The 25,311-nt window shown below is 33.7% G+C and carries 31 protein-coding genes; 13 read left to right on the top strand and 18 right to left on the bottom strand.

The features are described 5' to 3' along the window. Positions 1 to 4 precede the first annotated feature (4 nt). From Q0L65_RS00375 to Q0L65_RS00360, 4 genes are all read right to left on the bottom strand, one after another. Positions 5 to 322: a DNA-directed RNA polymerase subunit omega gene (locus tag Q0L65_RS00375; RefSeq protein ID WP_026709525.1), complete on the bottom strand. Its 318-nt coding sequence runs from the start codon at positions 320 to 322 to the stop codon at positions 5 to 7. An 8-nt stretch (positions 323 to 330) separates the two neighbouring features. Further along, positions 331 to 1,125: an outer membrane protein assembly factor BamD gene (gene bamD / locus Q0L65_RS00370; RefSeq protein ID WP_296682251.1), complete on the bottom strand. Its 795-nt coding sequence runs from the start codon at positions 1,123 to 1,125 to the stop codon at positions 331 to 333. A gap of 138 nt (positions 1,126 to 1,263) precedes the next feature. After that, positions 1,264 to 2,145: a 4-hydroxy-tetrahydrodipicolinate synthase gene (gene dapA / locus Q0L65_RS00365; protein ID WP_296682249.1), complete on the bottom strand. Its 882-nt coding sequence runs from the start codon at positions 2,143 to 2,145 to the stop codon at positions 1,264 to 1,266. Position 2,146: 1 nt separating this feature from the next. Next, on the bottom strand, positions 2,147 to 2,671 hold the full coding sequence (locus Q0L65_RS00360) for a hypothetical protein (protein ID WP_296682246.1): 525 nt from the start codon (positions 2,669 to 2,671) through the stop codon (positions 2,147 to 2,149). A gap of 47 nt (positions 2,672 to 2,718) precedes the next feature. Between Q0L65_RS00360 and Q0L65_RS00355 the strand changes: the two genes are divergently transcribed. From Q0L65_RS00355 to Q0L65_RS00345, 3 genes are read left to right on the top strand one after another with little or no spacing between them, the layout of a single operon-like run. After that, a complete protein-coding gene (locus Q0L65_RS00355) occupies positions 2,719 to 3,498 on the top strand; it encodes a 5'-nucleotidase (protein WP_296682244.1) in 780 nt (259 codons plus the stop codon). 17 nt (positions 3,499 to 3,515) lie between these two features. Beyond that, complete coding sequence (locus tag Q0L65_RS00350; RefSeq protein ID WP_296682243.1) at positions 3,516 to 4,430, top strand: metallophosphatase; 915 nt, start codon at positions 3,516 to 3,518, stop codon at positions 4,428 to 4,430. A 15-nt stretch (positions 4,431 to 4,445) separates the two neighbouring features. Then, entirely contained in the window at positions 4,446 to 4,652 is a 207-nt protein-coding gene (locus tag Q0L65_RS00345; RefSeq protein WP_296682241.1) for a hypothetical protein, read from the top strand. Here the strand turns inward: Q0L65_RS00345 and ligA are convergent. From ligA to rpsF, 5 genes are all read right to left on the bottom strand, one after another. Further along, positions 4,649 to 6,646 carry an NAD-dependent DNA ligase LigA gene (ligA, locus tag Q0L65_RS00340; protein WP_296682240.1) on the bottom strand — a complete coding sequence of 666 codons (1,998 nt, stop codon included), beginning with the start codon at positions 6,644 to 6,646 and terminating at the stop codon, positions 4,649 to 4,651. The two genes, Q0L65_RS00345 and ligA, sit on opposite strands and share 4 nt — an antisense overlap. Before the next feature lie 75 nt (positions 6,647 to 6,721). Further along, on the bottom strand, positions 6,722 to 7,195 hold the full coding sequence (locus tag Q0L65_RS00335) for a DUF6495 family protein (RefSeq protein ID WP_296682238.1): 474 nt from the start codon (positions 7,193 to 7,195) through the stop codon (positions 6,722 to 6,724). A gap of 132 nt (positions 7,196 to 7,327) precedes the next feature. Further along, on the bottom strand, positions 7,328 to 7,771 hold the full coding sequence (gene rplI, locus Q0L65_RS00330) for a 50S ribosomal protein L9 (protein ID WP_296682237.1): 444 nt from the start codon (positions 7,769 to 7,771) through the stop codon (positions 7,328 to 7,330). A 63-nt stretch (positions 7,772 to 7,834) separates the two neighbouring features. After that, entirely contained in the window at positions 7,835 to 8,131 is a 297-nt protein-coding gene (rpsR, locus tag Q0L65_RS00325; protein ID WP_007138295.1) for a 30S ribosomal protein S18, read from the bottom strand. 5 nt (positions 8,132 to 8,136) lie between these two features. Beyond that, positions 8,137 to 8,478 (bottom strand): 30S ribosomal protein S6, encoded by a 342-nt coding sequence (gene rpsF, locus Q0L65_RS00320; RefSeq protein WP_296682233.1) that lies wholly within the window; start codon positions 8,476 to 8,478, stop codon positions 8,137 to 8,139. 167 nt (positions 8,479 to 8,645) lie between these two features. Here rpsF and Q0L65_RS00315 point away from each other — a divergent pair, with 167 nt between their 5' ends. Further along, complete coding sequence (locus Q0L65_RS00315) at positions 8,646 to 9,341, top strand: LytTR family DNA-binding domain-containing protein (RefSeq protein WP_296682232.1); 696 nt, start codon at positions 8,646 to 8,648, stop codon at positions 9,339 to 9,341. 1 nt (position 9,342) lies between these two features. On the opposite strand, the gene priA is transcribed toward Q0L65_RS00315, so the two are convergent. From priA to Q0L65_RS00290, 5 genes are all read right to left on the bottom strand, one after another. Next, complete coding sequence (priA, locus tag Q0L65_RS00310; RefSeq protein WP_296682230.1) at positions 9,343 to 11,793, bottom strand: primosomal protein N'; 2,451 nt, start codon at positions 11,791 to 11,793, stop codon at positions 9,343 to 9,345. Positions 11,794 to 11,807: 14 nt separating this feature from the next. Beyond that, a complete protein-coding gene (locus Q0L65_RS00305; RefSeq protein WP_296682228.1) occupies positions 11,808 to 12,233 on the bottom strand; it encodes a DUF2147 domain-containing protein in 426 nt (141 codons plus the stop codon). 17 nt (positions 12,234 to 12,250) lie between these two features. Further along, positions 12,251 to 13,183 carry a YihY/virulence factor BrkB family protein gene (locus tag Q0L65_RS00300; protein WP_296682226.1) on the bottom strand — a complete coding sequence of 311 codons (933 nt, stop codon included), beginning with the start codon at positions 13,181 to 13,183 and terminating at the stop codon, positions 12,251 to 12,253. A gap of 1 nt (position 13,184) precedes the next feature. Next, positions 13,185 to 14,042, bottom strand: coding sequence for a carboxylating nicotinate-nucleotide diphosphorylase (gene nadC / locus Q0L65_RS00295; RefSeq protein WP_296682224.1), 858 nt, complete (start codon positions 14,040 to 14,042; stop codon positions 13,185 to 13,187). A gap of 137 nt (positions 14,043 to 14,179) precedes the next feature. Then, positions 14,180 to 15,418: an ammonium transporter gene (locus tag Q0L65_RS00290; RefSeq protein WP_296682223.1), complete on the bottom strand. Its 1,239-nt coding sequence runs from the start codon at positions 15,416 to 15,418 to the stop codon at positions 14,180 to 14,182. Positions 15,419 to 15,690: 272 nt separating this feature from the next. On the opposite strand from Q0L65_RS00290, the gene rlmH reads away from it, so the two are divergent. Further along, positions 15,691 to 16,164 carry a 23S rRNA (pseudouridine(1915)-N(3))-methyltransferase RlmH gene (rlmH, locus tag Q0L65_RS00285; RefSeq protein WP_296682221.1) on the top strand — a complete coding sequence of 158 codons (474 nt, stop codon included), beginning with the start codon at positions 15,691 to 15,693 and terminating at the stop codon, positions 16,162 to 16,164. A 132-nt stretch (positions 16,165 to 16,296) separates the two neighbouring features. Here the strand turns inward: rlmH and Q0L65_RS00280 are convergent, their stop codons facing one another. Both Q0L65_RS00280 and folP read right to left on the bottom strand, forming a co-directional pair. Next, positions 16,297 to 16,866 (bottom strand): hypothetical protein, encoded by a 570-nt coding sequence (locus tag Q0L65_RS00280; protein ID WP_296682220.1) that lies wholly within the window; start codon positions 16,864 to 16,866, stop codon positions 16,297 to 16,299. Continuing rightward, entirely contained in the window at positions 16,863 to 17,687 is an 825-nt protein-coding gene (gene folP, locus Q0L65_RS00275; RefSeq protein ID WP_296682218.1) for a dihydropteroate synthase, read from the bottom strand. Before folP ends, Q0L65_RS00280 begins: the two co-directional genes overlap by 4 nt. Positions 17,688 to 17,776: 89 nt before the next feature. Between folP and Q0L65_RS00270 the strand changes: the two genes are divergently transcribed. From Q0L65_RS00270 to Q0L65_RS00235, 8 genes are all read left to right on the top strand, one after another. Further along, positions 17,777 to 18,310: a DUF1599 domain-containing protein gene (locus Q0L65_RS00270; RefSeq protein WP_296682216.1), complete on the top strand. Its 534-nt coding sequence runs from the start codon at positions 17,777 to 17,779 to the stop codon at positions 18,308 to 18,310. 37 nt (positions 18,311 to 18,347) lie between these two features. Then, positions 18,348 to 19,448 carry a BT_3928 family protein gene (locus tag Q0L65_RS00265; RefSeq protein ID WP_296682513.1) on the top strand — a complete coding sequence of 367 codons (1,101 nt, stop codon included), beginning with the start codon at positions 18,348 to 18,350 and terminating at the stop codon, positions 19,446 to 19,448. A gap of 121 nt (positions 19,449 to 19,569) precedes the next feature. Next, positions 19,570 to 20,067, top strand: coding sequence for a TlpA disulfide reductase family protein (locus tag Q0L65_RS00260; protein WP_296682215.1), 498 nt, complete (start codon positions 19,570 to 19,572; stop codon positions 20,065 to 20,067). Positions 20,068 to 20,098: 31 nt separating this feature from the next. Beyond that, a complete protein-coding gene (tpiA, locus tag Q0L65_RS00255) occupies positions 20,099 to 20,851 on the top strand; it encodes a triose-phosphate isomerase (protein ID WP_296682213.1) in 753 nt (250 codons plus the stop codon). Between the two features lie 218 nt (positions 20,852 to 21,069). Further along, the gene (prmA, locus tag Q0L65_RS00250; protein ID WP_296682212.1) at positions 21,070 to 21,903 is read left to right on the top strand and encodes a 50S ribosomal protein L11 methyltransferase; all 834 of its coding nucleotides are present in this window, start codon (positions 21,070 to 21,072) and stop codon (positions 21,901 to 21,903) included. Between the two features lie 35 nt (positions 21,904 to 21,938). After that, a complete protein-coding gene (locus tag Q0L65_RS00245; RefSeq protein WP_296682210.1) occupies positions 21,939 to 22,214 on the top strand; it encodes an ATP-dependent Clp protease adaptor ClpS in 276 nt (91 codons plus the stop codon). 74 nt (positions 22,215 to 22,288) lie between these two features. Further along, complete coding sequence (locus tag Q0L65_RS00240) at positions 22,289 to 23,554, top strand: sterol desaturase family protein (protein WP_296682209.1); 1,266 nt, start codon at positions 22,289 to 22,291, stop codon at positions 23,552 to 23,554. Between the two features lie 13 nt (positions 23,555 to 23,567). Beyond that, a complete protein-coding gene (locus Q0L65_RS00235) occupies positions 23,568 to 24,239 on the top strand; it encodes a lysoplasmalogenase (RefSeq protein ID WP_296682208.1) in 672 nt (223 codons plus the stop codon). A 47-nt stretch (positions 24,240 to 24,286) separates the two neighbouring features. Here Q0L65_RS00235 and Q0L65_RS00230 read toward each other — a convergent pair whose 3' ends face one another. Next, on the bottom strand, positions 24,287 to 24,700 hold the full coding sequence (locus Q0L65_RS00230; protein ID WP_296682206.1) for a DUF6691 family protein: 414 nt from the start codon (positions 24,698 to 24,700) through the stop codon (positions 24,287 to 24,289). A gap of 2 nt (positions 24,701 to 24,702) precedes the next feature. Next, positions 24,703 to 25,260, bottom strand: coding sequence for a YeeE/YedE thiosulfate transporter family protein (locus Q0L65_RS00225; RefSeq protein WP_296682204.1), 558 nt, complete (start codon positions 25,258 to 25,260; stop codon positions 24,703 to 24,705). Positions 25,261 to 25,311: the final 51 nt, after the last annotated feature.

Below are 25,311 nucleotides of genomic sequence, written 5' to 3'. Positions count from 1 at the left end.
TGTATTATTTGTTGGAGTCTCTGTGGTAGATTTTTCCGTCTAACCATTCTTGAACTGCTAAAGCGTGTGGCTTAGGCAATTTTTCGTAGAATTTTGACACTTCAATTTGTTCTTTGTTTTCAAAAACTTCTTCCAAACTGTCGTTGTAAGTAGCAAACTCTTCTAATTTTTCAGTCAATTCTTTTTTAATTTCAGAATTGATTTGGTTTGCTCTTTTAGCCATAATGGTTATTGCTTCATACACGTTACCAGTAGGTTCTTCAATAACTGTTTTGTTGTACGTTATTGTATTTACTGGAGCATTCGTCTTTTTTAAATCCATGACTTTATTTATTTAGTAAATTTTTGTAAATCTTTTTCAATGCGAACCAACATTTCGTCCGCTTTTTGTTTGTATTTCGTGTCTGCTTTGAATTTAATCAAATTAGCATGCGCTACCTTTGCTACATTCAAACGCTCTTCCATTTTTGCAGGAATACTATTTATCCCTAATTGATACGCTGAATCCAATTTATAATACAACGCTTCTTCTTTAAAAGGAGTTCCTGGATAATCTGCAATAAAATTATCAAGAGCTACTAAAGCCGATTTATAATCTGAAATAGTATTATATCCTTTTGCATTTTCAAATACTTTCTTTTCAATTTTTTCATTCAGATTTTTCATAATTATATTTGCTTCTGGCAAATATTCTGAATTAGGATAGGTATCAATAAATGTTTGTAATTTTTCTATTGCTTTAGTAGTATCTGTTTGATCTAAACTAAATACAGGAGACAACATAGAATAACTTTTAGCACCTAAAAAAGCTGCTTCCTGTGCTTTTTCACTTTTGGGATAACTTGAAACAAAACTTTCAAATTGATACCCTGCTAAATAATATTGTTTTGTTTTAAAATACGATTGAGAAAACATATAAAACAATTTCTCCGCTTGAGGTTTTCCTCTGTATGATGGTGCAATTTGTTCAAATAAACGTAACGCTTTATTATAGCTCTTTACTTCGTACATCTTAGTAGCAACATCAAATTTAATGGCTACATCTTCGGATTTCAATGCTTTCTGATATTCGTTACACGAACTAAAAAGAACAATGACAAGTAAGAGAGATACTATTTTTTTCATTTTTTTACTTTTATTATGATTACTTCAGATTGACATCAACCTGATATAAGCATACCGAAGTTAAGGTCGCAAATTTAGGTATTAATTTAGCGACTACAAAATATTTTTTGAGTTAAAAAAATGTGAAATAAATTGCCCTTATTTATTGCTTTTTTGAACAAACAAGTTAATTCTATTAGCTAAAGAATCATCTACTTTTACCAATGGCAAACGCACTGTATTCTCTGCAATTCCTAACGATTGAAATACTTGTTTAATTCCTGCAGGATTACCTTGTTCAAAAATCATATCAATACAATCTGACAATGCGTATTGGGTTTGAAAAGCCTGATCTACCTTACGGTTCAATCCTAAGCGAATCATTTCTGAAAAAGCAGCAGGAAAACCTTGTCCAATAACTGAAATCACACCTGCCCCCCCTGCTAAAATTAAAGACAAAGCAGTCATATCATCGCCTGAAATCACTAAGAAATCCTTAGGTTTTGTTTTCAATAATTGGAACCCTTGCACCAAATCTCCCGAAGCTTCTTTAATAGCAACAACATTTTTAAAGTCGTTAGCCAAACGAACTACTGTTGCTGGCAACATATTGCTTGAAGTTCTACCCGGAACGTTGTATAAAATTACCGGCAGCGGAGACGCCTCTGCAACCGCTTTAAAATGCTGATAAATCCCTTCTTGTGTTGGTTTATTATAATAAGGAGAAACGGAAAGAATAGCGGCAAAAGCAGCCAAATCTCTAGTTTTTAGTTCTGCAACCACTTCCATGGTATTATTACCCCCTACTCCTAACACTAAAGGCAATCTTCCTTTATTAGCTTCAACAACAGTTGCAATAACTACTTCTTTTTCTGATGCTGACAATGTTGCATTTTCAGCCGTTGTTCCTAATACCACAAGATATTCAACACCACCGTCAATGGAAAAATTCACAATTCGAGTTAATGCTTCTGTATCAATTGAAAAATCAGCTTTAAAAGGAGTTACCAAAGCAACACCTGTTCCTATTAATGATTGCATATTAAGATTCTATTTTGTTTAATATTTTTAAATATTTAAATAATTCGTGAACGAAAATCGTATAATTTTCAATTCGTGTAGTAATCGTCAAATGATGTAATCTTTTATCAATTGAAGAAAACCCAACTTTAAATTTTGCTTTTGAATTATAAGTAATGAGTAGCAAAATTGCTTTTTCTATTTCATAATAACTCACCAATAAGTCAAATTCTGTTTCGATAAATTCGTTTACCACTCTATCAGTAATTGCACCATCCCAATTCAAAACAGCTGAATTAAAGGTGTGTCGAGAATAGGTTTCTTTTTTATTTATCGTATCTCTGTAAACAAGTATACTAATGTTATTTGCAGCAAACCCATTCGAAATTAATTCTTGAATCAAGCTTTCTTTATCCAAAAATTTCGTTTCGTCTATCACTAAACCAACTGTACGTATAGCATTTGTACCAGCTAAGCTACTCACCTCTTGCCATTTGTTTTTTAACGTATATTTTAAAAAAAAATTCTTTAAATAATTTAAAAACATAGTACATTTACCTAATTACAAAACTAATTAATAAAGTTGCATTAGAGATGGTAAAACTAAAAAAGTATAATCAATTTTTCAAACTTTTTGTTATAATTATAACATATTCAGTAGTTATTTCATGCGGAAAGCCTAGTTATCAATTAACTATAATTGAAGGAAAACGCATTCCTATTACAGAAACAATACAACAAACCCCAGAAATAGAAAAATACATCAATCCGTATCGCGAGCATATCGATGCTGATTTAAGTGCTGTTTTAGCCTACAGCCCTGAAACTTTAGATAAAAGTGGCAGTAAATGGCAATCGCCTTTAGGGAATTTACTTGCTGATGTAACATTCAAAGCAGGCGATAAAGTATTCCAATTAAGAGAAAAAAAATCAGTCAATATCTGTTTGCTGAATAGTGGAGGAATTCGTTCTATACTTCCTAAAGGAAATGTAACCGCACGTACTGCATTTGAAATCATGCCGTTTGAAAACAGCTTGGTGGTAATTGCTTTAAAAGGCGAACAGGTACAAGAATTAGTAGATTATTTCATTGCTACTAAAAAAGCGCATCCAATTGCCGGAATCACTTTTACTATTCAAAAAAACAACAGTCCTAAAAATATTCTAATTCAAGGAAAACCTCTTGATTTGAATGCTATCTATAATGTGGCTACCAATGATTACTTGGCTAACGGAGGAGACAATATGAATTTTTTCAAAAAAGGAATCCAGAAATATGATTTAGATTATAAATTACGAAATATTCTGATTGACTACTTCAAAGAAGTCGATACCATTCCGGTAATCAATGACATCCGAATTACTGAAGAATAAATTCCAAAAACAGAAAGATGAAAAGAAGAGATTTTATAGAAAAAACAGCAGCTGGTTCTGCATTTGTAGGATTGGGATTGTCATTGAGCAGTTTCAAATCGGCCGATATTAAGAAAATTACCATTTTACATACAAACGATGTACATAGTCATATCGACCCATTTCCTGCAGATGATCCTCGAAATGCCAATATGGGAGGGGTAAGCCGAAGAGCGGCATTAATAGAGAGTATTCGCCAAGAAACTCCCAATGTATTGCTTCTTGATGCAGGTGATATTTTTCAAGGAACTCCTTATTTTAACTACTACGGAGGCGAATTGGAATTCAAATTAATGAGTATGATGAAATACGATGCTTCTGCTATTGGAAATCACGACTTTGATAATGGTGTCGATGGTTTACACGCACAAATGCCTCATGCTACTTTTGAATTCATTTCAGCCAATTACGATTTCAAAAATACCGTTATGGACGGGTTGGTAAAACCGTATAAAATTTTCATCAAAGATGGAATTAAAATTGGAGTTTTTGGATTAGGAATTGAGTTTGACGGACTTGTAGACAAGAAATTGTACAAAGAAACGGTGTATAACGACCCCGTAGAAGTTAGTCAAGATATGGTTCGTATTTTGAAAAAGGAACAAAAATGCGATTTAGTGATTTGTCTGTCTCACCTTGGTTACAAATACACTAAAGAAGATGCTGATAAGATTAGTGATTTAAAATTGGCCGCAGTAACTGAAGATATTGATTTAATCATTGGTGGTCACACCCACACCTTCTTGGATAAACCAACTGTAGTCAATAACAAAGCCGGAAAAGAGGTGTTAGTCAACCAAGTAGGTTGCTACGGTATTAACTTAGGACGCATTGATTTTTACTTTGACAGCAACAAAAAAAATATTGCGAAAGGCAAATCTATCATTGTATAATTCAAATACTGATTTATGAAAAATTTCTTCAACTTAAAAACAACTTGGACTAATGCCGAATTCATTCCGTTGAAATTGTGCATCGCTTCTGCTTATATTTTAATAGGTATTTATTTTGTCGATTTCTTCAAAACCTATTGGCAATTAGTAGCCCTTGTTTTTTTCATCACGGTAATTGCCTCCTTATCCATGTGGATAAAAAAGATGAAACAGAATAATTAAGCAATCATCACTTTGAAATCTTCTTCTGAGATAATCGGAATGTTCAGTTTATTGGCTTTATCTAGTTTTGCTGGTCCCATATTGTCACCCGCTACTACATAATCGGTTTTGGCCGAAATAGAACTTCCTACTTTTCCGCCATTATCTTCAATAGCTTGTTTCAACTCGTCTCTTGAATACAGCGAAAAAACACCAGAAACCACAAAGGTTTTACCTTGTAATTTATCGGTAGCATTGGGATTTATTTTTTCTACGATTTCAAATTGAATACCGTAGTTTTTCAATCTTTCAATAATAATTTGATTCTCTTGATTGTCAAAAAAATCAATCACACTTTGTGCAATACGCTCTCCTATCTCATCAACTAAAATCAAATCCATCAAACTAGCTTGACGTAAAGCATCAATATTTTTATAATGTTTGGCTAATTTCTTAGCTACAGTTTCTCCCACATAACGAATTCCTAAAGCAAACAACACTCGCTCGAAAGGAATATTTTTAGAAAGCGCTACACCATTGACTAAATTCTCCGCTGATTTCTGAGCCATTCGTTCCAAAGGCAAGATTTGCTCCACTGTTAATTCGTACAAATCAGCATAATCATGAACCAAACCATTATTAAATAATAAAGCCACCGTTTCTCCACCAAGCCCTTCAATATCCATCGCTTTTCTAGAAATATAATGTTGGATTCGGCCAATAATCTGTGGTGGACAACCATAAAAATTAGGACAATAATGATTGGCTTCTCCTTCGTTACGTACTAGTTCGGTTTGACATTCTGGACAATGCGTAATATAATGCGTTGGTTCCGTAAATAAAGGGCGTTGCGCCAAATCAACAGCAATAATTTTTGGTATTATTTCTCCGCCTTTTTCAACAAAAACAGTATCTCCAACACGGATGTCTAATTTTTCAATTTGATCGGCATTGTGCAACGAAGCCCGTTTTACAATAGTTCCAGCCAATTGTACAGGTTCTAAATTAGCTACAGGCGTAATAGCACCCGTGCGTCCAACTTGGTACGAAATAGAATTCAATCGAGTAGCCACTTGCTCTGATTTAAATTTATATGCTATTGCCCAACGAGGCGATTTGGCAGTAAAACCTAATTCTTCTTGGTGTTGAAATGAATTTACCTTCACTACTACTCCATCCGTTTCATAGGGCAAGTCATGACGATGCGTATCCCAATAGTCTATAAATTGAAACACTTCATCCAAACTTTTGGCCAATTTTGCTTCTTTGGGTGCTTTAAATCCCCATGACCTTGCTGATTCTAAACTTTCAAATTGTGAATTAAAAGGCAATAGATTTCCAATTAAAAAATAGAGTAAACAATCTAAAGGCCTTTTAGCCACTTCGGTACTATCTTGCAACTTCAAACTTCCGGAAGCCGTATTTCTAGGGTTAGAATACGGAGTTTCTCCAATTTCAATTAACTCCTGATTCATTTTTTCAAAACCTGCAAAAGGCAAGATAATTTCGCCTCGCACATCAAATTTTGGAGGATAATTTCCTTTTAATTGTAACGGAATCGATTTGATGGTTTTAATATTATTCGTTACATCATCTCCCTGAAAACCATCCCCACGAGTGACTGCACGTTGTAGTTTTCCATTCACGTATGTAATACTAATTGACGCTCCATCGTATTTCAACTCACAAGTGTATTCCAAAGGAACATCACCCAATACTTTTTGAATTCGTTTTTCCCATTCCAACAAGTCTTCTTTAGAATATGAATTATCTAAGGAATACATTCTATGTTCGTGAGCTACTGTTTCAAAATTCTTGGTAATGGCTCCACCAACGCGTTGTGTGGGAGAGCTTTCATCAAAAAATTCAGGGTGTTGCCTTTCTAATTCTTGTAATTGGGCCAATTTCAAATCAAACTCATAATCCGAAATAGTAGGTTGATCTAACACATAGTAATTGTAGTTGTGTTGATTTAATTCCTCTCGTAAGTTTTGAATCGTATTTTGAATGTCCATAGAAAATAAAATTGGCTATTTTAGTTTTTGAAATAGTGTACTAAAATAGCCAAATTAATAGAAATACCAATACAATTACGATTCAATAATCGAATTTATTTGTTGGTACAATTGTCCGTCGCTCAAGAAAGCACCTTGTTGAATTAGTCCAAATATAGAGGCATTTCGCTCTTCGGTAAATACTTTTTTACCTATTTTCATTTCAATAGTTTCTGTAAACATATTATCACTCAACCATTGTAACCCGTCTTTGGTTAAAAAATCCACTTCTGGAACTAATGATTTTAATACAATAGAATTCACATAGGTATCAAAACATTGAAAAAGGAAAATATGATTCTTAGAAAAATGTTCTAAATATTCCGCTTTAGTTAAAACCCCTTCCCAAATCAAATCAGAAAAAACGTCTAATTCTTGTTCAGCAACTTCGGGTTTATGTTCTTTTATTGTATCCCATTCGGCTTTATCAATCGATTGGCTTGCCAAAAAATTGATAAACTCTGGATGTAATTCTTCAAATTGTTCTTTAGTTAATCTTGAATATTTCATATCATTGAGGGAACATGCTAAACTAGTTCCAAATAGTTAAAAATAAAAAAATGAGATTGCTTCGTTCCTCGCAATGACATTAAACAAAAAAATCCCGACTCGCATCGGGATTTTAAGATATAAGTTAAGAAATTATGCTTTTTCAGCAACAATTTCGTAAGCTAATTCTACGATAACATCTCTGTGTAAACGAACTGAAGCAGTATATTTTCCTGTACGTTTAACAATTCCGCTAGTGATGAATTTTCTATCAATTTCTTGACCTGCATTAGCCAAAGCTGCAGCGATGTCAATATTAGTAATAGAACCAAATAATTTTTCACCACCTGCTTTTGCAGTGATTTTAATTTCGATAGCTTTTAAAGTTTCAGCTAATGCTTTTGCATCTGCTACTACTTTAGCTTCTTTGTGCGCTCTTTGTTTCAAGTTTTCAGCTAATACTTTCTTTGCAGAAGGAGTTGCTAATTGTGCGAAACCTTGTGGGATTAAGAAGTTACGACCATAACCGTTTTTCACAGTTACTACATCGTCTTTAAATCCTAAATTTTGAACGTCTTTTTTAAGAATCAATTCCATGTTGTTGTCCTTGTTATAGAAGTTAGGTTCTCTTTAATGAGAAACCAACAACTGAGTTTTAAATTATTTTAATAAATCGGCCACGTATGGCATTAAAGCTAAGTGACGTGCTCTTTTTACAGCAACAGACACTTTTCTTTGGTATTTCAATGAAGTACCTGTTAAACGACGAGGAAGAATTTTTCCTTGCTCGTTAACAAATTTCAATAAGAAATCAGCATCTTTATAATCGATATATTTGATACCTGATTTTTTGAAACGACAATACTTTTTAGTTTTGTTAGTTTCTATGTTCAAAGGCGTAAGATATCTGATATCTCCGTCTTTTTTTCCTGAAGCAGATTGTTGTAATGTAGCCATGATAATTAAGCTTTTTGAGATTTAAGTTTAGTTCTTCTTCTTTCAGCCCAAGAAATTGCGTGTTTATCTAAACTTACAGTTAAGAAACGCATAACTCTCTCGTCACGTCTAAATTCAGTTTCAAAAGCAAGTAATACTTCACCAGCAACTTTGAATTCGAATAAATGGTAAAAACCACTTTTCTTGTTTTGAATTTCGTAAGCCATTTTTTTAAGACCCCAGTCTTCTTTCGATACCATTTCAGCTCCACGACTAGTAAGAAATTCTTCAAATTTGCTTACTGTTTCCTTTACCTGAACTTCAGATAAAACGGGATTTAAAATGAAAACAGTTTCATAATGATTCATAAATAATGTATTTATTTGTTAAATTGGGTGCAAAAATAATCAATTCTTTCATATATACAAGCGATAATTATCTTTATTACACTTTTGTGTAACTATTTACTTTCATTTTTGATTTTTAAATAAATTTTAATTAAATTAGTAATTGATAATCAATAATTTAAAAAGCTATGAAATTAAATTGTTTAATAATCGAAGACAGCGCCGTTCAGCGAATGATTGTGGCAAGATTAGTTAACAATCACCCACAATTGAATTTGATAGGAGATTTTTCTAACGCCATAGAGGCGCGAAATTGCATGGCAATTCATTCAGTAGATCTTGTTTTTTTAGATATTGAAATGCCTGTAATAAGCGGATTTTCTTTCTTAGAAGGCCTAAAAACGAAGCCTCAAGTTATTTTTGTAACTGCCAAAGCAGAATATGCATTAAGAGCATTTGACTACGACGCTACTGACTACCTTCAAAAACCAGTTACATTAAACCGGTTTGAGACAGCCGTAAAACGAGCCTTACATTTACATTCACTCGAAAACGAAACCAAAGAAGATTCTGGCGAACATATTTTTATTAAAAGTAATCTCAAGAAATTAAAAATATTCACTGCTAAGATAAAATGGATTGAGGCTTTTGGAGATTATGTAAAAGTAGTAACCGAAGAAGGAAATAATCTTGTGCTTTCTACAATGAAATCATTCGAAGGCAACCTGAGTAAAGAGAAATTTGTAAGAGTACACAAATCCTACATCATTAATATTGATAAAGTAGAGCGTTACAATAGTAAGTTTGCCGAGATTGGTTCTTCCAAAATTCCTTTAAGTAGACATAAAAAAGAAGACTTAATTAAAGCCCTTGCTTTTGCATAGATTAATAATAATCTACATTGATTGCGACTTTTATTGCCCTAAATTGCGGAACTGCTTCAAAACTATTGAGTATTTTTTGAATCGTTTTTTTAGTACTTCCAATTGAACTATTTTGAGGAATTTTAATTAAAATAGTTCTAATATATTCATTTCTTATCCTACTAATGGGTGGTTCTTCGGGACCCAAAACAGGTAATGCTAAATTTTGACTCATTACCTGATACAACCACATCGCTCCTTCTTTTAATTTATCAAAATCACGATGCTTCAATGTTAGTTTAACTAATCTAAAATAAGGTGGGTATTTATATATTTGGCGGTCATACAACTGCTCTTTATACATTCCAATATAATCATTGTTAGTTACCTGCTGTATCGTATTATGATTCGGATTATAGGTTTGAATCACCACTTTCCCTCGTTTTTCTGAACGTCCTGAACGACCCGAAACCTGAGTCATCATTTGAAAACTTCTTTCAAAAGCTCTGAAATCAGGATGATACAGCATAGTGTCAGCGTTCATAATACCTACCAAACTCACGTTATTAAAATCCAAACCTTTCGCTAACATTTGGGTTCCAACTAAAATCTCTATTTCTTGATTTTTAAAACTATCAATGATTTTTTCAAACCCAAACTTACCTCTGGTGGTATCTTGATCCATCCTTCCAATTTTGGCATTAGGAAAAATAGTAAGTAATTCTTGTTCGATTTGTTCCGTACCCAAACCTTTGGTAGCCAAATCGATACTCGAACAACTGTGACAATGCGTTGGCTTTGCCATTGAATAGCCACAATAATGACAACGCAACTGATTTTTGTGTTTATGATAGGTCAAACTTACATCACATTGCTGGCATTGCGGTACGTTACCACAAGTAAGACATTCCATTATAGGCGAATATCCTCTTCTATTTTGAAATAAAATCACTTGTTCTCCTAATGACAAAGCGGTAGTGATGGCTTCAATTAACGAATCACTAAAATGTCCGGTCATTTTTTTACGGAAGTAACTGTCTTTTAAATCGACTAACTCAATTTCTGGCAACTGAACATTTCCGTAACGTTCCGTAATTTCGACCAAACCATATTTATCTGATTGCGCATTAAAATACGATTCAAGACTTGGCGTTGCCGAACCCAGAAGCACTTTAGCCTTATGCGCATTTGCTAAAACTATTGCTGCATCTCGGGCGTGGTACCTTGGTGCAGGATCTACCTGTTTAAAGGTTTGTTCGTGTTCTTCATCCACAATAACCAAACTCAAATTAGAAAAAGGTAAAAACAAGGCTGACCTCGCTCCTATTACTATTTGCGCTTTAGGAGAATGTTCCAAAACTTGTTTCCACAATTCAACACGTTCATTATTGCTGTATTTTGAATGATACACACCTACCTTGTCTCCAAAATAGGCTCGTAAACGACCGACTAACTGCGTGGTTAAAGCAATTTCCGGCAAAAGATACACTACTTGCTTTCCTGTCGCTATTTGTTCTTCGATTAGCTTAATGTAAATTTCTGTTTTTCCACTTGAAGTCACTCCATGTAATAAACAAACCTCTTTTGATTCAAAACGTTCATTAATCTGATCATAAGCTTGCTGTTGTGCTACACTCAATTGCAAAGCTGCTTCTTGAGCATTGCCGCTAAAATTAATCCTGTCTTCTTGAATAAAGTACTCTTCTAGTATTTCTTTTTCAATCAATGCTTTTACGATTGACGATGTTGAATTTGCAGTTTCTACTAATTGCTTAACCGAAATTGGCTTTTTCTCTGCTGCGTTCAACTGAAAATAAGTCAATACAATTTCTCTTTGTTTGGAGGCGCTTTTTAGTGTTTCCAACAATTCACTCAAGCCCGAATTAGAATCATATTGGGAATGCAGTCGCACATAGCGAACTAATTTAGGCTTATACAATTCTTGTACTTCTTCTTGAAGCACTAAAATATTTTTGTCTATCAATTTCTGAACAACAGGGAAAATATTTTTCTTGTTCAAAATAGCCGTAATATCTTGAATACGTAACGAACTTTGTTGTTGCAAGGCTTGATAGATTAAAAACTCTTCATCCGAAAGCAAACTTTCGTCTACCACAACAGATTGTTTTTGCGAAATAATCGTTTCACTTTCTAATAACAAAGCACTTGGCATAGCGCCTCGATACACATCACCAATTGCGCACATATAATAGCTCGCAATCCATTGCCAATGTGCAATTTGAAATTCAGTTACAATCGGTTTTTCATCTAGTATTTGATCAATTTCTTTGGCTTCATACAGCGATGGCTCATTTTGATGCTTATCGATAATTAAAGCCGTGTACATTTTACTTTTACCGAAAGGCACCACCACCCTCATCCCATTTTTCACAAAATGAAATTCAGCTTCTGAAACCTTATACGTAAAGGTTTTAGCAAGTGAAAGCGGTAAAATTACTTCGACAAAATACATCTATTGATTGTAAATTAATTAACTCGATGCCAATATTGCGTTCTTCCCAATAGCGAAAAACCAATATAACCACGAACCTTAAGTTTATCTTTTGTTTCCAAAGAAAGTGCGCATTTGTACAACTTCCCGTTTTTAGGATCCAAGATTTCACCCGAATTGTATTCAGAACCGTCTTTTGACAAGCCTTTGATGATAGTTAAACCTAAAATGGGTTTGTTTTTATCTTCGTCAGCACACTTTTGGCACAAACTATTTTTATGACCTAAATCCAATACTTCGACAACTTTTGCATAGATTTTTCCTGATTTAGAAAACACTTCAACAATAGACTTAGCTTCTCCTGTTTCATCATCAATAGTTTTCCATTTGCCAAGAATAGATTGAGAATTCACATTAATTGAGAAAAACACAAACAATAAAAGAACACAAAATTTATACATATTAAAATTGGATTGAGTTATGATAATTGGGCTGCGTTTTGTTTTTTCAATTTGGCAATAGTAGCATTCAATTCGAACCCTAACAAAAGAATCATACAGTTAATCCAAATGTAAAACATCAAAATCAACAAGGTTCCAATTGAACCGTATAGCTCGTTGTATTTAGAAAATTTAATTACCCAAATTCCGAAAAAATAAGACGAAATAATAATTAAGATTGTGGTAAAAACAGAACCTATACTAATAAAACGAGGTTTATGAAATTGTTTTGTTCCAAAACGAAGCAAAATCGAACTTGTAATTAATATCATCAAAATTACGAACGCATAACGTCCCATTTCTATTAAGGGCACTTGATCATTCAACACATCTTGAATAATCGTTTGTTGAATAATCACCTCAAAAATAACGATTGCAGCCACTGTTACAATTAACAAAATAGACAATACCATTGATATGCCTAAAGCCACTACATATTGATGTAAAAAACCACGTTTAACCAAAACGTGTTTAGAAGATTCAAAACCTCCCAAGATGCCCGAAATACCATTGGCCATTAAAAAAATCGACAATAAAAATCCTGAAGACAATAAGCCTGAATGGCTATTATTTAAAATATCACTAATAATTTTATAGATAGCATCATAGGTATTAGGAGGCACGCCCTCCTTTACAAATTCCAAAAAATCAGATTGAAAACCTTCAATCGGAATATACGGAATCAAGTTCAAGATAAATAAGGCAAAAGGAAACAAAGCCATAAAGAAACTAAAAGCGACCGCACTAGCGTGATAGGTCAAACCACCTTCTACTATTCCAAGAATATACAACTCCATCAAATCATACAACGACAAACCCTCTAACCAAGGTAATTTGATTCGTTGTAACACCTGAACTAAATTCCTTAGTATGGGTACTTTTAAAAGCCTACTTTCTATCGCCTTCGACATATTAAAATGCTTTTAAACTTAAATCCATATTAGCAACTGAATGTGTCAAAGCTCCTGAAGAAATATAATTTACACCGCAATCTGCATAGTGTCGAATGGTAGTTTCATTAATATTTCCCGACGATTCCGTTTGGCATTGATCTCCAATTAAAGCAACGGCTTTTCGAGTATCTTCGTAATTAAAATTATCAATCAAGATGCGATGTACCCCATCGCTTTCTAAAATTTCTTTGATTTCATCTAAATCCCGAGCTTCTACTATAATTTTTAAATCTAAATTATTGGCTTTAAGGTAGTCTTTGGTTTTGGCTATAGCCAAAGTAATTCCGCCTGCAAAATCAATATGATTGTCTTTCAACATAATCATATCGTACAAGGCAAAACGATGATTTTCGCCACCGCCTATTTTTACTGCCCATTTTTCAGGAGCACGAAACCCTGGAGTAGTTTTACGAGTATCCAGAATTTTGGTTTGAGTCCCTTTTAATAATTGAACATACTCATTTGTTTTTGTAGCAATAGCCGACATGCGTTGCATAGAATTCAGCACCACACGCTCGGCTTTCAAAATAGATTGTGAACTTCCCGAAACGTGAAAAACCACATCGCCTTTCTTCACCGCTGCACCATCTTCAATAAACGTTTCCAACTGTAAACCAGCATCTACATAATCGAATATCATTTTGGCGAATGCAAGACCTGCAATAATTCCGTCCTCTTTTACTAATAATTTAGCGTTTCCTTTGGCCGAAGCGGGAACACAAGCCAAAGAGCTATAATCACCCGCCCCCACATCTTCACGTATAGCATTGGCAATCAAAAGTTCTAACTCATTTTTGAATTGGGAATCACTAATCATTTTCTACTTTTTTATGAATTGCTAAAGTAGGATATATTTTGGGGATTTAAAAATTTGAAGGAGGCATAATTGCGAAGCCGTATAAAAACAAAAAAAAGGGTAACCAATGTTACCCTTTTCAACTCGAGAAGTATTTTTTAGTTGTGTGTTTGTCTAGCCACTTCCCCGTGATGTAATATATCTAATCCCACCGTTTGATCTTCTTCATTCACACGAACTGGAATAAATTTATTGATAATTTTAAACAATAGAACAGTAAAAATAAAAGCATAGCTTGTAGCAAACAGAATAGCTACACATTCTTTGAACAACAACATGCCGTCTCCTCCAAAGAATAAACCATTAGGAACTAGAGCATTGATTTGGCTATTCGCAAAGAAACCTAAACAAATCGTTCCGATAATTCCACCCATTCCATGAACTCCCCAAACATCTAATGCATCGTCCCAACCTTTGTGTTCTTTATATTTTACTGCTGCAAAACAACCAAACGCAGCTATAATACCAATAATGGCCGCTGAGTAAATATCAACATAACCTGCCGCAGGCGTAATCGTTGCCAATCCCGCTACAGCTCCTGTCATTAATCCAATGAAAGTAGGTTTCTTTTTTCCGGTATTCCATTCAATTAACAACCAAGTTACCGCTGCAAAGGATGCCGCTGTATCTGTATTTAAGAATGCCGAAATCGTCACTGAATTCACTGCCAATTCACTACCCGCATTAAATCCATACCATCCAAACCATAACAGCGCGGTTCCAATAGCTACTAACGGAATATTATTAGGTTCGTGGGATTTTTGACGTTTACCAACAAAATAAACAGAGGCTAAAGCAGCAAAACCAGCCGTTGCGTGAACTGTAATTCCTCCTGCAAAATCAAACACACCCCATTCAGCTAGCAATCCACCACCCCAAACCATGTGTACAAATGGATAATACACAAAAATTTGCCATACGATAAGAAAAACCACATATGATTTAAACGAAACTCTATTAATGAAGGCACCTGTTATCAAAGCTGGTGTAATAATCGCAAACATCATTTGATAAGCAATAAAAATATATTCTGGAAAACGCTTATCTGTCGAATACAAGGTTGAAGGAGTAATCCCGTGATAAAATGCTTTATCAAAATTTCCAATGATTCCGAAGAAATCATTTCCAGCATCCATCGTTCCACTAAAACAAACCGAATACCCAAAAGCAAACCAAAGCACCGTACTGATTCCCATGGAAACAAAACTTTGCATCATAATACTCAAAATATTCTTATTGCACCCTAGCCCTCCATAAAAAAAAGCAAGTCCAGGCGTCATTAACATTACCAAACTAGTGGCAAGAATCATAAAAGTAGTTAAGCCTACATCTAACATAATTGTAATTTTTTATTTGTGATACAAAAGTAAATAAACACCACAATATATTTTTTATGTTTTTAATAAAAATTGTGAAATTTTAATTTCAAAAACAGGGGTTAATTACAAAAAATTATCAATTATAAAATTACACCCCTCAAAAAAATAGGGTTATTGATAAAATAACAATATACATTAGCCTAAAACGAATAAACCATAAAAATCTATTTCATAATACAACTGTGGCTTTTTGCCAAATTCCTATCTTTGCCTTCTGAAATCCATCCAAAATGAATATTAAACTCATCGCTATTGGTAAAACCGACAACAAAGCATTGCAATCGTTAATTGACGATTACACCAAACGATTGTCTTTTTACATCAAATTTGACTTGGATATTATCCCTGATATTAAAAACGTAAAAAACTTATCCGAAAGCCAACAAAAAGAAAAAGAAGGCGAATTAATTTTAGCCAAAATAACTCCAACAGACCAGCTGATTTTATTGGATGAAAATGGAAAAAATTTCTCGAGTGTAGGATTTTCAGAAGAATTACAAAAGAAGATGAACTCCGGCATCAAAACCTTGGTTTTTGTAATTGGTGGCCCTTATGGATTTTCGGATACGGTATATGCTAAAGCGCAAGGAAAAATAGCACTTTCGCTGATGACCTTTTCACATCAAATGGTACGTTTATTTTTTATTGAGCAACTCTACCGCGGATTTACGATTTTAAAAAACGAACCGTATCATCATCAGTAAATTTACGAAGTAGGATTTACGATATACGATTTACGATATACGATTTACAATATACGTTTTCCGAAAATTACACTTTCCCCTCTTGAGAGGGGCTTGGGGTGTGTCTTTTAATTTACGATTTTAAGCAGAGTACTAGTAGACGAATTCATCTTGTGAAACGTTAGACAAATGTAAATTTTGAATGGCAATTTTATATTGAAGATAGTCTCCAAAACTTAAATTCTTATCAAACCCCAAAGTAATTTTGCCTAAAATACTTTTTAACTTTTGAAGCTGAAACCCATTCTTTGATATATAAACAGGGACACCTTTCTTTGGATTTGTTAATTGGTACTTTATTTTCGTAAAAGACATGAAAGCTAAATTCTTGTGAATACTGTCCGAATAGGAGAAATAATTCTCCGAAGTTTCGCTTTTGTGGGCACTTCCCTCCTTTTTAGCTTGTAATTTGATGATTTCTGGTACCACCAAACGCAACGGCAACCGTTTGTCAATATGAAAAATCCAATTCGTCGAACTAATGGAATTTTTTCTATTCACCTCTAGCAAAGTATCTTTTCCCTTGGTTTTAAAAAACAAGTAAATTGGCGAATAATCCTGAACCTCCTTAATAAGAGTTACGTTTGATTTTGGCAACAATATCGTTTCTTTATTTCCACAAGAAAACAGAACAAAAAACAACAACACACTTATGTATTTCATGAATTCATTTTATTAAATAAAGTGACACATTCCACCGCTTCTTTTACATCATGAACACGAAGAATATTCGCTCCCTTCAACAATGAAATCGTATTTAAAGTTGTGGTTCCATTAAGAGATTCAGATGCATTATTATTCAATGTTTTATAAATCATTGATTTTCTTGAAATTCCAACTAAAACTGGCAATTTTAATTGCTGAAATAATTCCATCTTCTGAAGCATTTCATAATTCTGTTCTAGTGTTTTGGCAAAGCCAAATCCAGGATCAACAATCAAATCATTGATGCCTAAACTTCGCGCTACAGCTATTCGTTCTGAGAAATACAAAAGCACTTCTTTAACCACATCTTCATATTGCGTTAGTGTTGACATCGTTTGAGGCGTCCCTCGCATGTGCATCATAATATAAGGCACATTGTACTTGGCAACAACACCCAACATTGCATCGTCTAATTTTCCTGCTGAAATATCATTGATTAATGCTGCTCCTTTTTGTATACAAGCTTCAGCTACCTGAGAGCGAAACGTATCAATTGAAATCAAGATATTTGGAAATCGTTGCACCAACAAGTCAACTATAGGAACAATTCGTGCCATTTCTTCTTCTATAGATACAAATTCAGCATTGGGTTTACTGGAATAGGCGCCAATATCAATAAAGGCAGCCCCTTCTGAAAGCATTTTTTGAACTTGCGCTATAATTTCAGTTTCGTTTTTATACTTTCCACCATCAAAAAAAGAATTGGGAGTTAGATTCAGAATTCCCATTACTTTAGGCTTTGATAAATCGATGAGCTGTCCTTTGCAATTAATCGTCATTTCAATCTGGTTTTAAAGACCTTGTTTTTCTTCTTTCAGAAAAATTATTCTTATTTTTGAAAAATTTTGAATACAAATATACATCAATAATGAAGAATACTTCACAAGAATATGATGCCGTTGTTGCGGTATGTCGCTCTTTATTTATCAATAAAATGAAAGATTACGGAAGTGCTTGGCGCATTTTACGCTTGCCATCACTTACCGACCAAATATTTATTAAAGCCCAACGCATCCGAAGTTTACAAGAAAACGAAGTTCGTAAAGTAAACGAAGATGAGTCGGGAGAATTCATTGGCATCATCAACTATTCTATCATGGCATTGATTCAATTGGAATTAGGAATTGCCGACCAACCTGATTTGGATGTCACTAAAGCCACCGAATTATACGATGCCAAAATCAAGGAAACCAAAGAATTAATGGAAAATAAAAACCATGATTATGGTGAGGCTTGGCGCGATATGCGAGTGAGTTCATTAACGGATTTGATTCTGCAAAAGTTACTTCGCGTAAAGCAAATTGAAGACAACAAAGGAAAAACATTAGTATCAGAAGGTATTGACGCAAATTACCAGGACATGATTAATTATGCCGTTTTTGCATTGATTTTAATGAAATAAAAACAATCTGTATCTCAAATTCTATATTATGTCAAAGCTGAAAAACATACTCACCCAATTTTCTCGAATTTTCGTAGGAATCCTTTTTATTATTTCAGGATTAATTAAATTGAATGACCCTGTAGGTTTCTCTTATAAATTAGCGGAATATTTTGGTGAACCTGTGTTTAACTTGCCTTTCTTTGTTCCGTTTTCATTAGCAATAGCTATCTTTTTAGTCATTCTTGAAGTCGTTTTGGGAATTATGCTTTTATTAGGTTACCGATCAAAAGTAACCGTTTGGCTTTTGCTGATTCTTATCATTAAATTTACTTTCTTAACCTTCTATTCGGCTTATTTTAATGTGGTAAAAGATTGTGGCTGTTTTGGAGATGCTTTGCATTTAACCCCTTGGCAATCCTTTACAAAAGATGTGGTTTTGTTATTCTTTATTTTGATTTTATTTTTCAATGTCAAATTAATTCAACCTTTATTCAAAGCCAAAATCCAGAATGTTTTAGTCCTTATTAGTATTGGACTATGTAGTTTTATGGCGTATTGGGTATTGCATCATTTACCAATTATTGACTTCAGACCTTTTAAAGTAGGCAACAATATTCAAAAAGGAATGGAAATTCCAGAAGGAGCGCCACAATCTGTTGTAGAAATGACCTTTATCTACAAAGTAAACGGAATAGATACTGAATTTACAGAAAAGGATTTAATGAAAATACCAGCAGGAGCTACTTTTGTGGATAGAAAAGACAAAGTCATTGTAGAAGGGTATGTACCTCCTATTCATGATTTTGCAATGGAAAAAGACGGTGCTGACTATAAAGACGAGTTGTTACAAAACCCAAAACTAATGCTATTTGTTACTTATGATTTAGCTATTGCCAACAAAGAAGGGTTAGCCCAATTAGAAAGTCTCAAACAACAAGCTGCTGCCAAAGGATATACTGTTATCGGTATGACGGGTTCGGCACCTGAACAAATAGAAAAAACAAAGAAAGAATTTAGATTCACATTTGATTTTTACTTCTGTGATGCCACCGCTTTAAAAACCATTGAAAGAGCCAATCCAAGTATTGTTATTTTAGAAAAAGGTACTGTAAAACAAAAAGTACATTATAATGATATTGAAGATTTGAAATTATAACTTCATTTTATCGTTAATAAGTCGCTTATTTATTAACTATAACGATATTGAAATCAAGTAGTATTCAACCAAAAACAAACTTTCTATTGAGTTTAAATTAACTTTGTAAATATTTATCAAAATGAAAAAACTAATTGCTTTATTAATTGCTTTCGCTACTTTTTCTTGTACAAGCAACGCACAGAAGAAAACATTTTCGGAAACTGCTTTGTCTGAAACGCTATTAGCAACCGACGGAAGCCAAGTGGCCTTTAAAGATATTATCAAGAAACAAAAAGGTAAAACTACTGTAATTGAAGTTTGGGCGTCTTGGTGCGGAGACTGTGTCAAAGCAATGCCTAAGGTAAAAGAATTACAAGCCAATCACCCAGAAGTAGCTTTTACATTTATCTCGATGGACAAAACATCCGACAAATGGTTAGCGGGGATTGAAAAACACGAATTAAAAGGAGGCCATTATATGGCTAACGACCAAATGAAAGGTGTTTTTGGTAAAGCGATAGATTTGGATTGGATTCCAAGGTATATTATTTTAGATAAATCAGGGAAAATTGTAGTATACCGAGCTATTGAAACTGATTTCGACCTTATCAATGAGACATTAAACAAATTAAAATAAACTAAAAACTATTAAAATAAATACAACTAAAATGAGAAAAAAGATTGTTGCAGGAAACTGGAAAATGCATAAAAACGCAGAGCAAACAGAAGATTTATTGAATGATTTAATTGCTAAAGTACCTACAGATAGTACTGCACAAGTTATTGTAGCACCTACTTTTGTAAACCTAGCTTCGGCAGTGGATCATTTAGAGTTTACCAATATTGATGTAGCTGCTCAAAACGTTCACCAAGCTGAAAGTGGTGCATTCACTGGAGAAATATCTGCTGATATGTTGAAAAGCGTTGGTGTAAACACAGTAATCCTTGGACACTCTGAGCGTAGAGCTATTTTTCACGAAACAGATGCTTTAATCGCAAGCAAAGTAGATGCAGCTTTAGAACACGATATGACTGTTATTTTCTGTTTTGGGGAAGAATTAAAAGACCGTCAATCTAACACTCATTTTAACGTTGTAGAAAATCAATTGAAAGATGGTTTATTCCACATTAGTGCTAACGATTGGGAAAATGTTGTTTTAGCTTACGAGCCTGTTTGGGCTATCGGAACAGGAGAAACTGCTTCTCCAGAACAAGCACAAGAAATGCATGAATTCATCAGAGAAACTGTACGTAAATCTTTCGGAAGTGATGTAGCTGACAACGTTTCTATCCTTTACGGAGGAAGTGTTAAGCCTGAAAATGCAAAAGAAATTTTCTCTAAACCAGATGTTGACGGAGGTCTTATCGGTGGAGCAGCTTTAAAAGCTGATGATTTCGTTGCGATTATCAACGCTATCTAAATTTTACACTAAAATACAATAAATTAAAGATTGTCTTAAAAATATACATTTTGTCATTCCGAATTTATTTCGGAATCTGTAAATTAGAATTATATCATTTTTTTACAGAAACTGAAACAAGTTCAGTTTGACAAAGCCTATATTTTTGAGACTCTTTTTTTTTGTTTTTATTGGTCACAATAAATAAAGAGAAACTGTACCTTTGCAAAAAAATAAACATGTCAAATAGTTATATCGGATACCATTTTACTATCGAGCCAAAAGAACTAGGTTCAGAAATTCTAATTGCCGAATTAGGTGAAAAAGCATTTGAAAGCTTTACGGAAACGGAAACAGGAATTGATGCTTTTGTTCAAAAAGAGTTGTGGGACGATACTATTCTTGATGATGTTTACATTTTACAATCGGAAGAATTTACCATTGACTACACCTACGAAGAAATAGAACAAATCAATTGGAATGAAGAATGGGAAAAAAACTTCGAACCTATTGAGGTAGACGGTAAATGCCATGTTCGCGCTCCTTTTCACCCTAAAACAGAAGCTGAGTTTGATATTGTTATTGAACCTAAAATGAGTTTTGGTACTGGACACCACGAAACTACACACATGATGATTCAGCATCTTTTAGAAATGGATGTAAAAGGTTTAAAAACCTTAGATATGGGATGCGGAACTGCAATTTTAGCGATTTTAGCTGAAATGAAAGGCGCCCAACCTATTGATGCCATTGATATTGATAATTGGTGTTATTTGAATTCTATAGAAAATGCAGAACGTAACAATTGCCAACACATTAGCGTGTATGAAGGTGATGCGGCTTTGCTAAAAGACAAAAAATACGACTTGATCATTGCTAATATCAACCGAAATATTCTATTAAATGACATGCAATCGTACGTAGATTGTTTGAACCCTGGAGGAACTATTTTGTTTAGTGGTTTCTACGAAGAAGACATTCCGTTCATTGATGGTTCTTGCACCGAAAAAGGCTTAACTTACATTAAAAAGTTCCAAAGAAACAATTGGGTTTCCTTAAAATATGTAAATTAGTTTTATAATTACCAAAGTACAAAACCTACCCTCAAATGAGTACTAAAGAAAAAGTAAGAGAAAGAGTCAGTTTCAAAGAAGCAACAACAGTAAATAATGAAATTGTTGTTTATAATGATGATATCAATACTTTTGATCACGTGATTGACACCTTGGTTAGAGTGTGCGACCATACTCCTGAACAAGCAGAGCAATGTTCACTAATTATTCATTACAACGGGAAATGTACTGTCAAAACTGACGTGTATGACAAACTCAAACCACAATGCATTCAGCTACTGGAAGCTGGATTGAGTGCCGAAATTATCTAGTACTATACATTTTTTATCATTTCTTCATAAATTTTATAGTTTTATTCTATATTTGATTAAAGTTATCCGTTTTTATGAAAGAATATGCTACTGTTTTGTTATATGCTATGCCCTTATTTCTGGCATTAATAATTATCGAAAAGTTATACGGCTATTTTAAAGGAGAAAATACAGCTCCTATTATGGATTCTGTATCAAGTATAAGTTCTGGAATCATCAATTCTTTAAAAGATGTATTGGGATTAAGTGTAACATTACTTTCTTATGAATGGATGGCTCCCAAAATCGCACTATTGCATCAAGACACCACAATTCTTGCTTACTGTATTGGTTTTATAGTCATCGATTTTTATGGCTATTGGTCGCATCGATGGTCACATCAAATTAATTTTTTGTGGAACAAACATGCTATTCATCATAGTAGCGAAGAGTTCAATTTGTCGTGTGCTTTACGCCAAAGTGTATCTAGTTTTGTCAACCTATTTACTTTCTTATTAATCCCAGCAGCTTTACTTGGTGTTCCTGTTAAAGTTATTGCGATTACCTTACCTATTCATTTGTTTTTGCAATTTTGGTATCATACCAAACACATTAAAAAGATGGGGATTCTGGAACAAATAATAGTCACCCCCTCCCACCATCGAGTTCATCATGCCATCAATCCAGAATATATCGATAAAAATCACGGTCAAATTTTTATTTTTTGGGATAAATTATTCGGAACCTATCAAGAAGAACTAGATACTGTCCCTCCTGTCTTTGGAATAACAAGACCCGCGCAAACTTGGAATCCGTTCCGAATTAATTTTCAACATCTTTGGCTGTTAATTTGCGATGCTTGGCGAGCCGAAAATTGGAAAGACAAAATCACCATTTGGTTCAAACCAACCGGTTGGCGTCCTGAAAATTTTGAAGAAAAATATCCTGTACCCAAAATTTCGAACGTCTATAGTTTTCATAAATATGGAACCCAACATTCGAAAATGTTGATGTATTGGTCGGTGATACAATTATTTGTCACTTTAGGATTAGTAAGCTATTTATACCTTTCTATTGCAAGAATAGACATTCAACATATTTTCGTTTACGGAACTTTTATTTTTATTAGTGTGTATAGTTACACCGAATTAATGGACACGAACAATTATTCCTTATTCTGGGAAAGTATCCGATTTGCTTTTGGAATTGGGATAATTACTTATTTCGGAAATTGGTTTGAAATTGACACTATGATTCCTTTTGGAACCTACTTAATAATGGGATATCTAACTCTTTCGTTAATTATCAACATCTATTTTGTAAGATCGGGGTTCAAATCTGAAAAATTAGCTCTAACCTAAATTACAAAACAAAATGAAAAACAAGTTATTCTTATCCATTTACTTAGGTTGTAGTGTTTTTTACTTACTAATCACAGCATTCAACCAAGAAGAAATTGCCCGAGTAGTAAAACCTTTTCTCCTTCCTATTTTATTAATTGCAGTGTATTTTTCAGAAAGCTTTAAAACCAAAAAAATCTTAATAACGGCATTAATCTTCTCGTGGATAGGCGATGTAATTTTGCTTTTTGCAGATAAAGGCGAAATCTATTTTATACTAGGACTAGTAGCGTTCCTAATTTCCCATCTCTTTTACATTGTACTATTTAACAAACAAACTAGGAGTAAGTCTATTAGCAACAAATTAAGTTTTGGAGCCGGAATTGGATTGATTCTAATTTATTTTTCAGTGATGATTGGAACGCTAGGTCCTAAACTAGGTCCGCTTACACTCCCTGTAGTTATCTACGCTGTAGTGATAAGTACCATGTTATTTTTTGCTCTAAAAGGAAGTTATCAATGGAATTCCATTCCGTATAATTCCGTTTTGATAGGTGCTGTATTTTTTATTAGTTCAGATAGTATTTTGGCTTTTAATAAATTCTACCACCCCATTCCTCAAGCCTCCTTCTTAATAATGATTACTTATTTAATAGCGCAGTATAGTATAGTTTGGGGGATTCTAAACTTAAATCAAAAAAAATAGCATTCTCATTAATACGAAAATGCTATTCTAATAAGTTGTATTTATTCTTAATGTGGTAATTTATCTTTTAAAACACCATATAAAACGGCTCCAACTAAAGCCCCGATAAGAACTAAAATTACAGGTAAAATTCCAGCTCCTAATAATATAAAAATAGGACCAGGACAAGAACCGATTAATCCCCAACCTAAACCAAAAAAGATACCTCCAATCCAATAACGAGCCGAGCCTTTTTCCTTATCCTTAATAACAATTGAAGTACCATCAATTGCTTTTAATTGATTCTTTTTAATAAGCTGAATTCCAATTACACCCGTTGCAATGGCTACCGAAATAATGCCATACATGTGAAACGATTGAAATTGAAACATTTCGTAGATACGGTACCAAGACACCGCTTCCGATTTGGTTAAAACAATTCCGAAAATAAAACCTACTATTAAAAATTTAATGAATTTCATAATTAAAAAATTAGAGGTAATACAAAATGTGCCATTATTAATCCGCCGATAAAAAATCCTATAACGGCTTTCAAAGAAGGTAATTGTAGGTTACTCAAGCCTGAAATCGCATGCCCCGAAGTACAGCCTCCTGCATAACGAGAACCGAATCCAATTAAAACCCCACCTATTAGTAAAATCAAAATACTTTTAGGAGATTCAAAAGTTTGATTTCCAAAAAGAACATCAGGAGCTAACTTTCCGTTAGGCGCATCGATTCCAAGTGCGGCTAATTGTTCAATAGTCTTCGGATTAATCGATACATTCGTTGGGTCACTCATAAAATGTACTGCCACAAATCCGCCAAGCATAGCGCCTAATACAACAATAAGATTCCATTTATTAGACTTCCAATCAAAATTAAAATAGGTTATTTTTTTCCCTATCCCCGACATAGAACAAAGTGTCTCTAAATTAGAGGACATGCCGAATTGTTTTCCGAAATAAATTAAGATCAACATAATCATACCTATTATAAATCCTGAGATGTACCAAGGCCAAGTTTGAAAAAAGATATCCATAAATTCTATTTTTTGGTAAAAATAGCAATTCTATTCTGCAAACAAAAACAA

The sequence above is a fragment of the Flavobacterium sp. genome, assembly GCF_024642105.1.
GTDB lineage: Bacteria > Bacteroidota > Bacteroidia > Flavobacteriales > Flavobacteriaceae > Flavobacterium.
The sequence above is the reverse complement of the archived record's forward strand: the minus strand, read 5'-3'. Positions and strand labels throughout refer to the sequence as shown.

What these genes read in the sequence shown, in the direction of transcription:
- Q0L65_RS00375 (WP_026709525.1), bottom strand. Translation starts at nt 322, where the DNA reads ATGGATTTAAAAAAGACGAATGCTCCAGTAAATACAATAACGTACAAC.
- bamD (WP_296682251.1), bottom strand. Translation starts at nt 1,125, where the DNA reads ATGAAAAAAATAGTATCTCTCTTACTTGTCATTGTTCTTTTTAGTTCG.
- dapA (WP_296682249.1), bottom strand. Translation starts at nt 2,145, where the DNA reads ATGCAATCATTAATAGGAACAGGTGTTGCTTTGGTAACTCCTTTTAAA.
- Q0L65_RS00360 (WP_296682246.1), bottom strand. Translation starts at nt 2,671, where the DNA reads ATGTTTTTAAATTATTTAAAGAATTTTTTTTTAAAATATACGTTAAAA.
- Q0L65_RS00355 (WP_296682244.1), top strand. Translation starts at nt 2,719, where the DNA reads ATGGTAAAACTAAAAAAGTATAATCAATTTTTCAAACTTTTTGTTATA.
- Q0L65_RS00350 (WP_296682243.1), top strand. Translation starts at nt 3,516, where the DNA reads ATGAAAAGAAGAGATTTTATAGAAAAAACAGCAGCTGGTTCTGCATTT.
- Q0L65_RS00345 (WP_296682241.1), top strand. Translation starts at nt 4,446, where the DNA reads ATGAAAAATTTCTTCAACTTAAAAACAACTTGGACTAATGCCGAATTC.
- ligA (WP_296682240.1), bottom strand. Translation starts at nt 6,646, where the DNA reads ATGGACATTCAAAATACGATTCAAAACTTACGAGAGGAATTAAATCAA.
- Q0L65_RS00335 (WP_296682238.1), bottom strand. Translation starts at nt 7,195, where the DNA reads ATGAAATATTCAAGATTAACTAAAGAACAATTTGAAGAATTACATCCA.
- rplI (WP_296682237.1), bottom strand. Translation starts at nt 7,771, where the DNA reads ATGGAATTGATTCTTAAAAAAGACGTTCAAAATTTAGGATTTAAAGAC.
- rpsR (WP_007138295.1), bottom strand. Translation starts at nt 8,131, where the DNA reads ATGGCTACATTACAACAATCTGCTTCAGGAAAAAAAGACGGAGATATC.
- rpsF (WP_296682233.1), bottom strand. Translation starts at nt 8,478, where the DNA reads ATGAATCATTATGAAACTGTTTTCATTTTAAATCCCGTTTTATCTGAA.
- Q0L65_RS00315 (WP_296682232.1), top strand. Translation starts at nt 8,646, where the DNA reads ATGAAATTAAATTGTTTAATAATCGAAGACAGCGCCGTTCAGCGAATG.
- priA (WP_296682230.1), bottom strand. Translation starts at nt 11,793, where the DNA reads ATGTATTTTGTCGAAGTAATTTTACCGCTTTCACTTGCTAAAACCTTT.
- Q0L65_RS00305 (WP_296682228.1), bottom strand. Translation starts at nt 12,233, where the DNA reads ATGTATAAATTTTGTGTTCTTTTATTGTTTGTGTTTTTCTCAATTAAT.
- Q0L65_RS00300 (WP_296682226.1), bottom strand. Translation starts at nt 13,183, where the DNA reads ATGTCGAAGGCGATAGAAAGTAGGCTTTTAAAAGTACCCATACTAAGG.
- nadC (WP_296682224.1), bottom strand. Translation starts at nt 14,042, where the DNA reads ATGATTAGTGATTCCCAATTCAAAAATGAGTTAGAACTTTTGATTGCC.
- Q0L65_RS00290 (WP_296682223.1), bottom strand. Translation starts at nt 15,418, where the DNA reads ATGTTAGATGTAGGCTTAACTACTTTTATGATTCTTGCCACTAGTTTG.
- rlmH (WP_296682221.1), top strand. Translation starts at nt 15,691, where the DNA reads ATGAATATTAAACTCATCGCTATTGGTAAAACCGACAACAAAGCATTG.
- Q0L65_RS00280 (WP_296682220.1), bottom strand. Translation starts at nt 16,866, where the DNA reads ATGAAATACATAAGTGTGTTGTTGTTTTTTGTTCTGTTTTCTTGTGGA.
- folP (WP_296682218.1), bottom strand. Translation starts at nt 17,687, where the DNA reads ATGACGATTAATTGCAAAGGACAGCTCATCGATTTATCAAAGCCTAAA.
- Q0L65_RS00270 (WP_296682216.1), top strand. Translation starts at nt 17,777, where the DNA reads ATGAAGAATACTTCACAAGAATATGATGCCGTTGTTGCGGTATGTCGC.
- Q0L65_RS00260 (WP_296682215.1), top strand. Translation starts at nt 19,570, where the DNA reads ATGAAAAAACTAATTGCTTTATTAATTGCTTTCGCTACTTTTTCTTGT.
- tpiA (WP_296682213.1), top strand. Translation starts at nt 20,099, where the DNA reads ATGAGAAAAAAGATTGTTGCAGGAAACTGGAAAATGCATAAAAACGCA.
- prmA (WP_296682212.1), top strand. Translation starts at nt 21,070, where the DNA reads ATGTCAAATAGTTATATCGGATACCATTTTACTATCGAGCCAAAAGAA.
- Q0L65_RS00245 (WP_296682210.1), top strand. Translation starts at nt 21,939, where the DNA reads ATGAGTACTAAAGAAAAAGTAAGAGAAAGAGTCAGTTTCAAAGAAGCA.
- Q0L65_RS00240 (WP_296682209.1), top strand. Translation starts at nt 22,289, where the DNA reads ATGAAAGAATATGCTACTGTTTTGTTATATGCTATGCCCTTATTTCTG.
- Q0L65_RS00235 (WP_296682208.1), top strand. Translation starts at nt 23,568, where the DNA reads ATGAAAAACAAGTTATTCTTATCCATTTACTTAGGTTGTAGTGTTTTT.
- Q0L65_RS00230 (WP_296682206.1), bottom strand. Translation starts at nt 24,700, where the DNA reads ATGAAATTCATTAAATTTTTAATAGTAGGTTTTATTTTCGGAATTGTT.
- Q0L65_RS00225 (WP_296682204.1), bottom strand. Translation starts at nt 25,260, where the DNA reads ATGGATATCTTTTTTCAAACTTGGCCTTGGTACATCTCAGGATTTATA.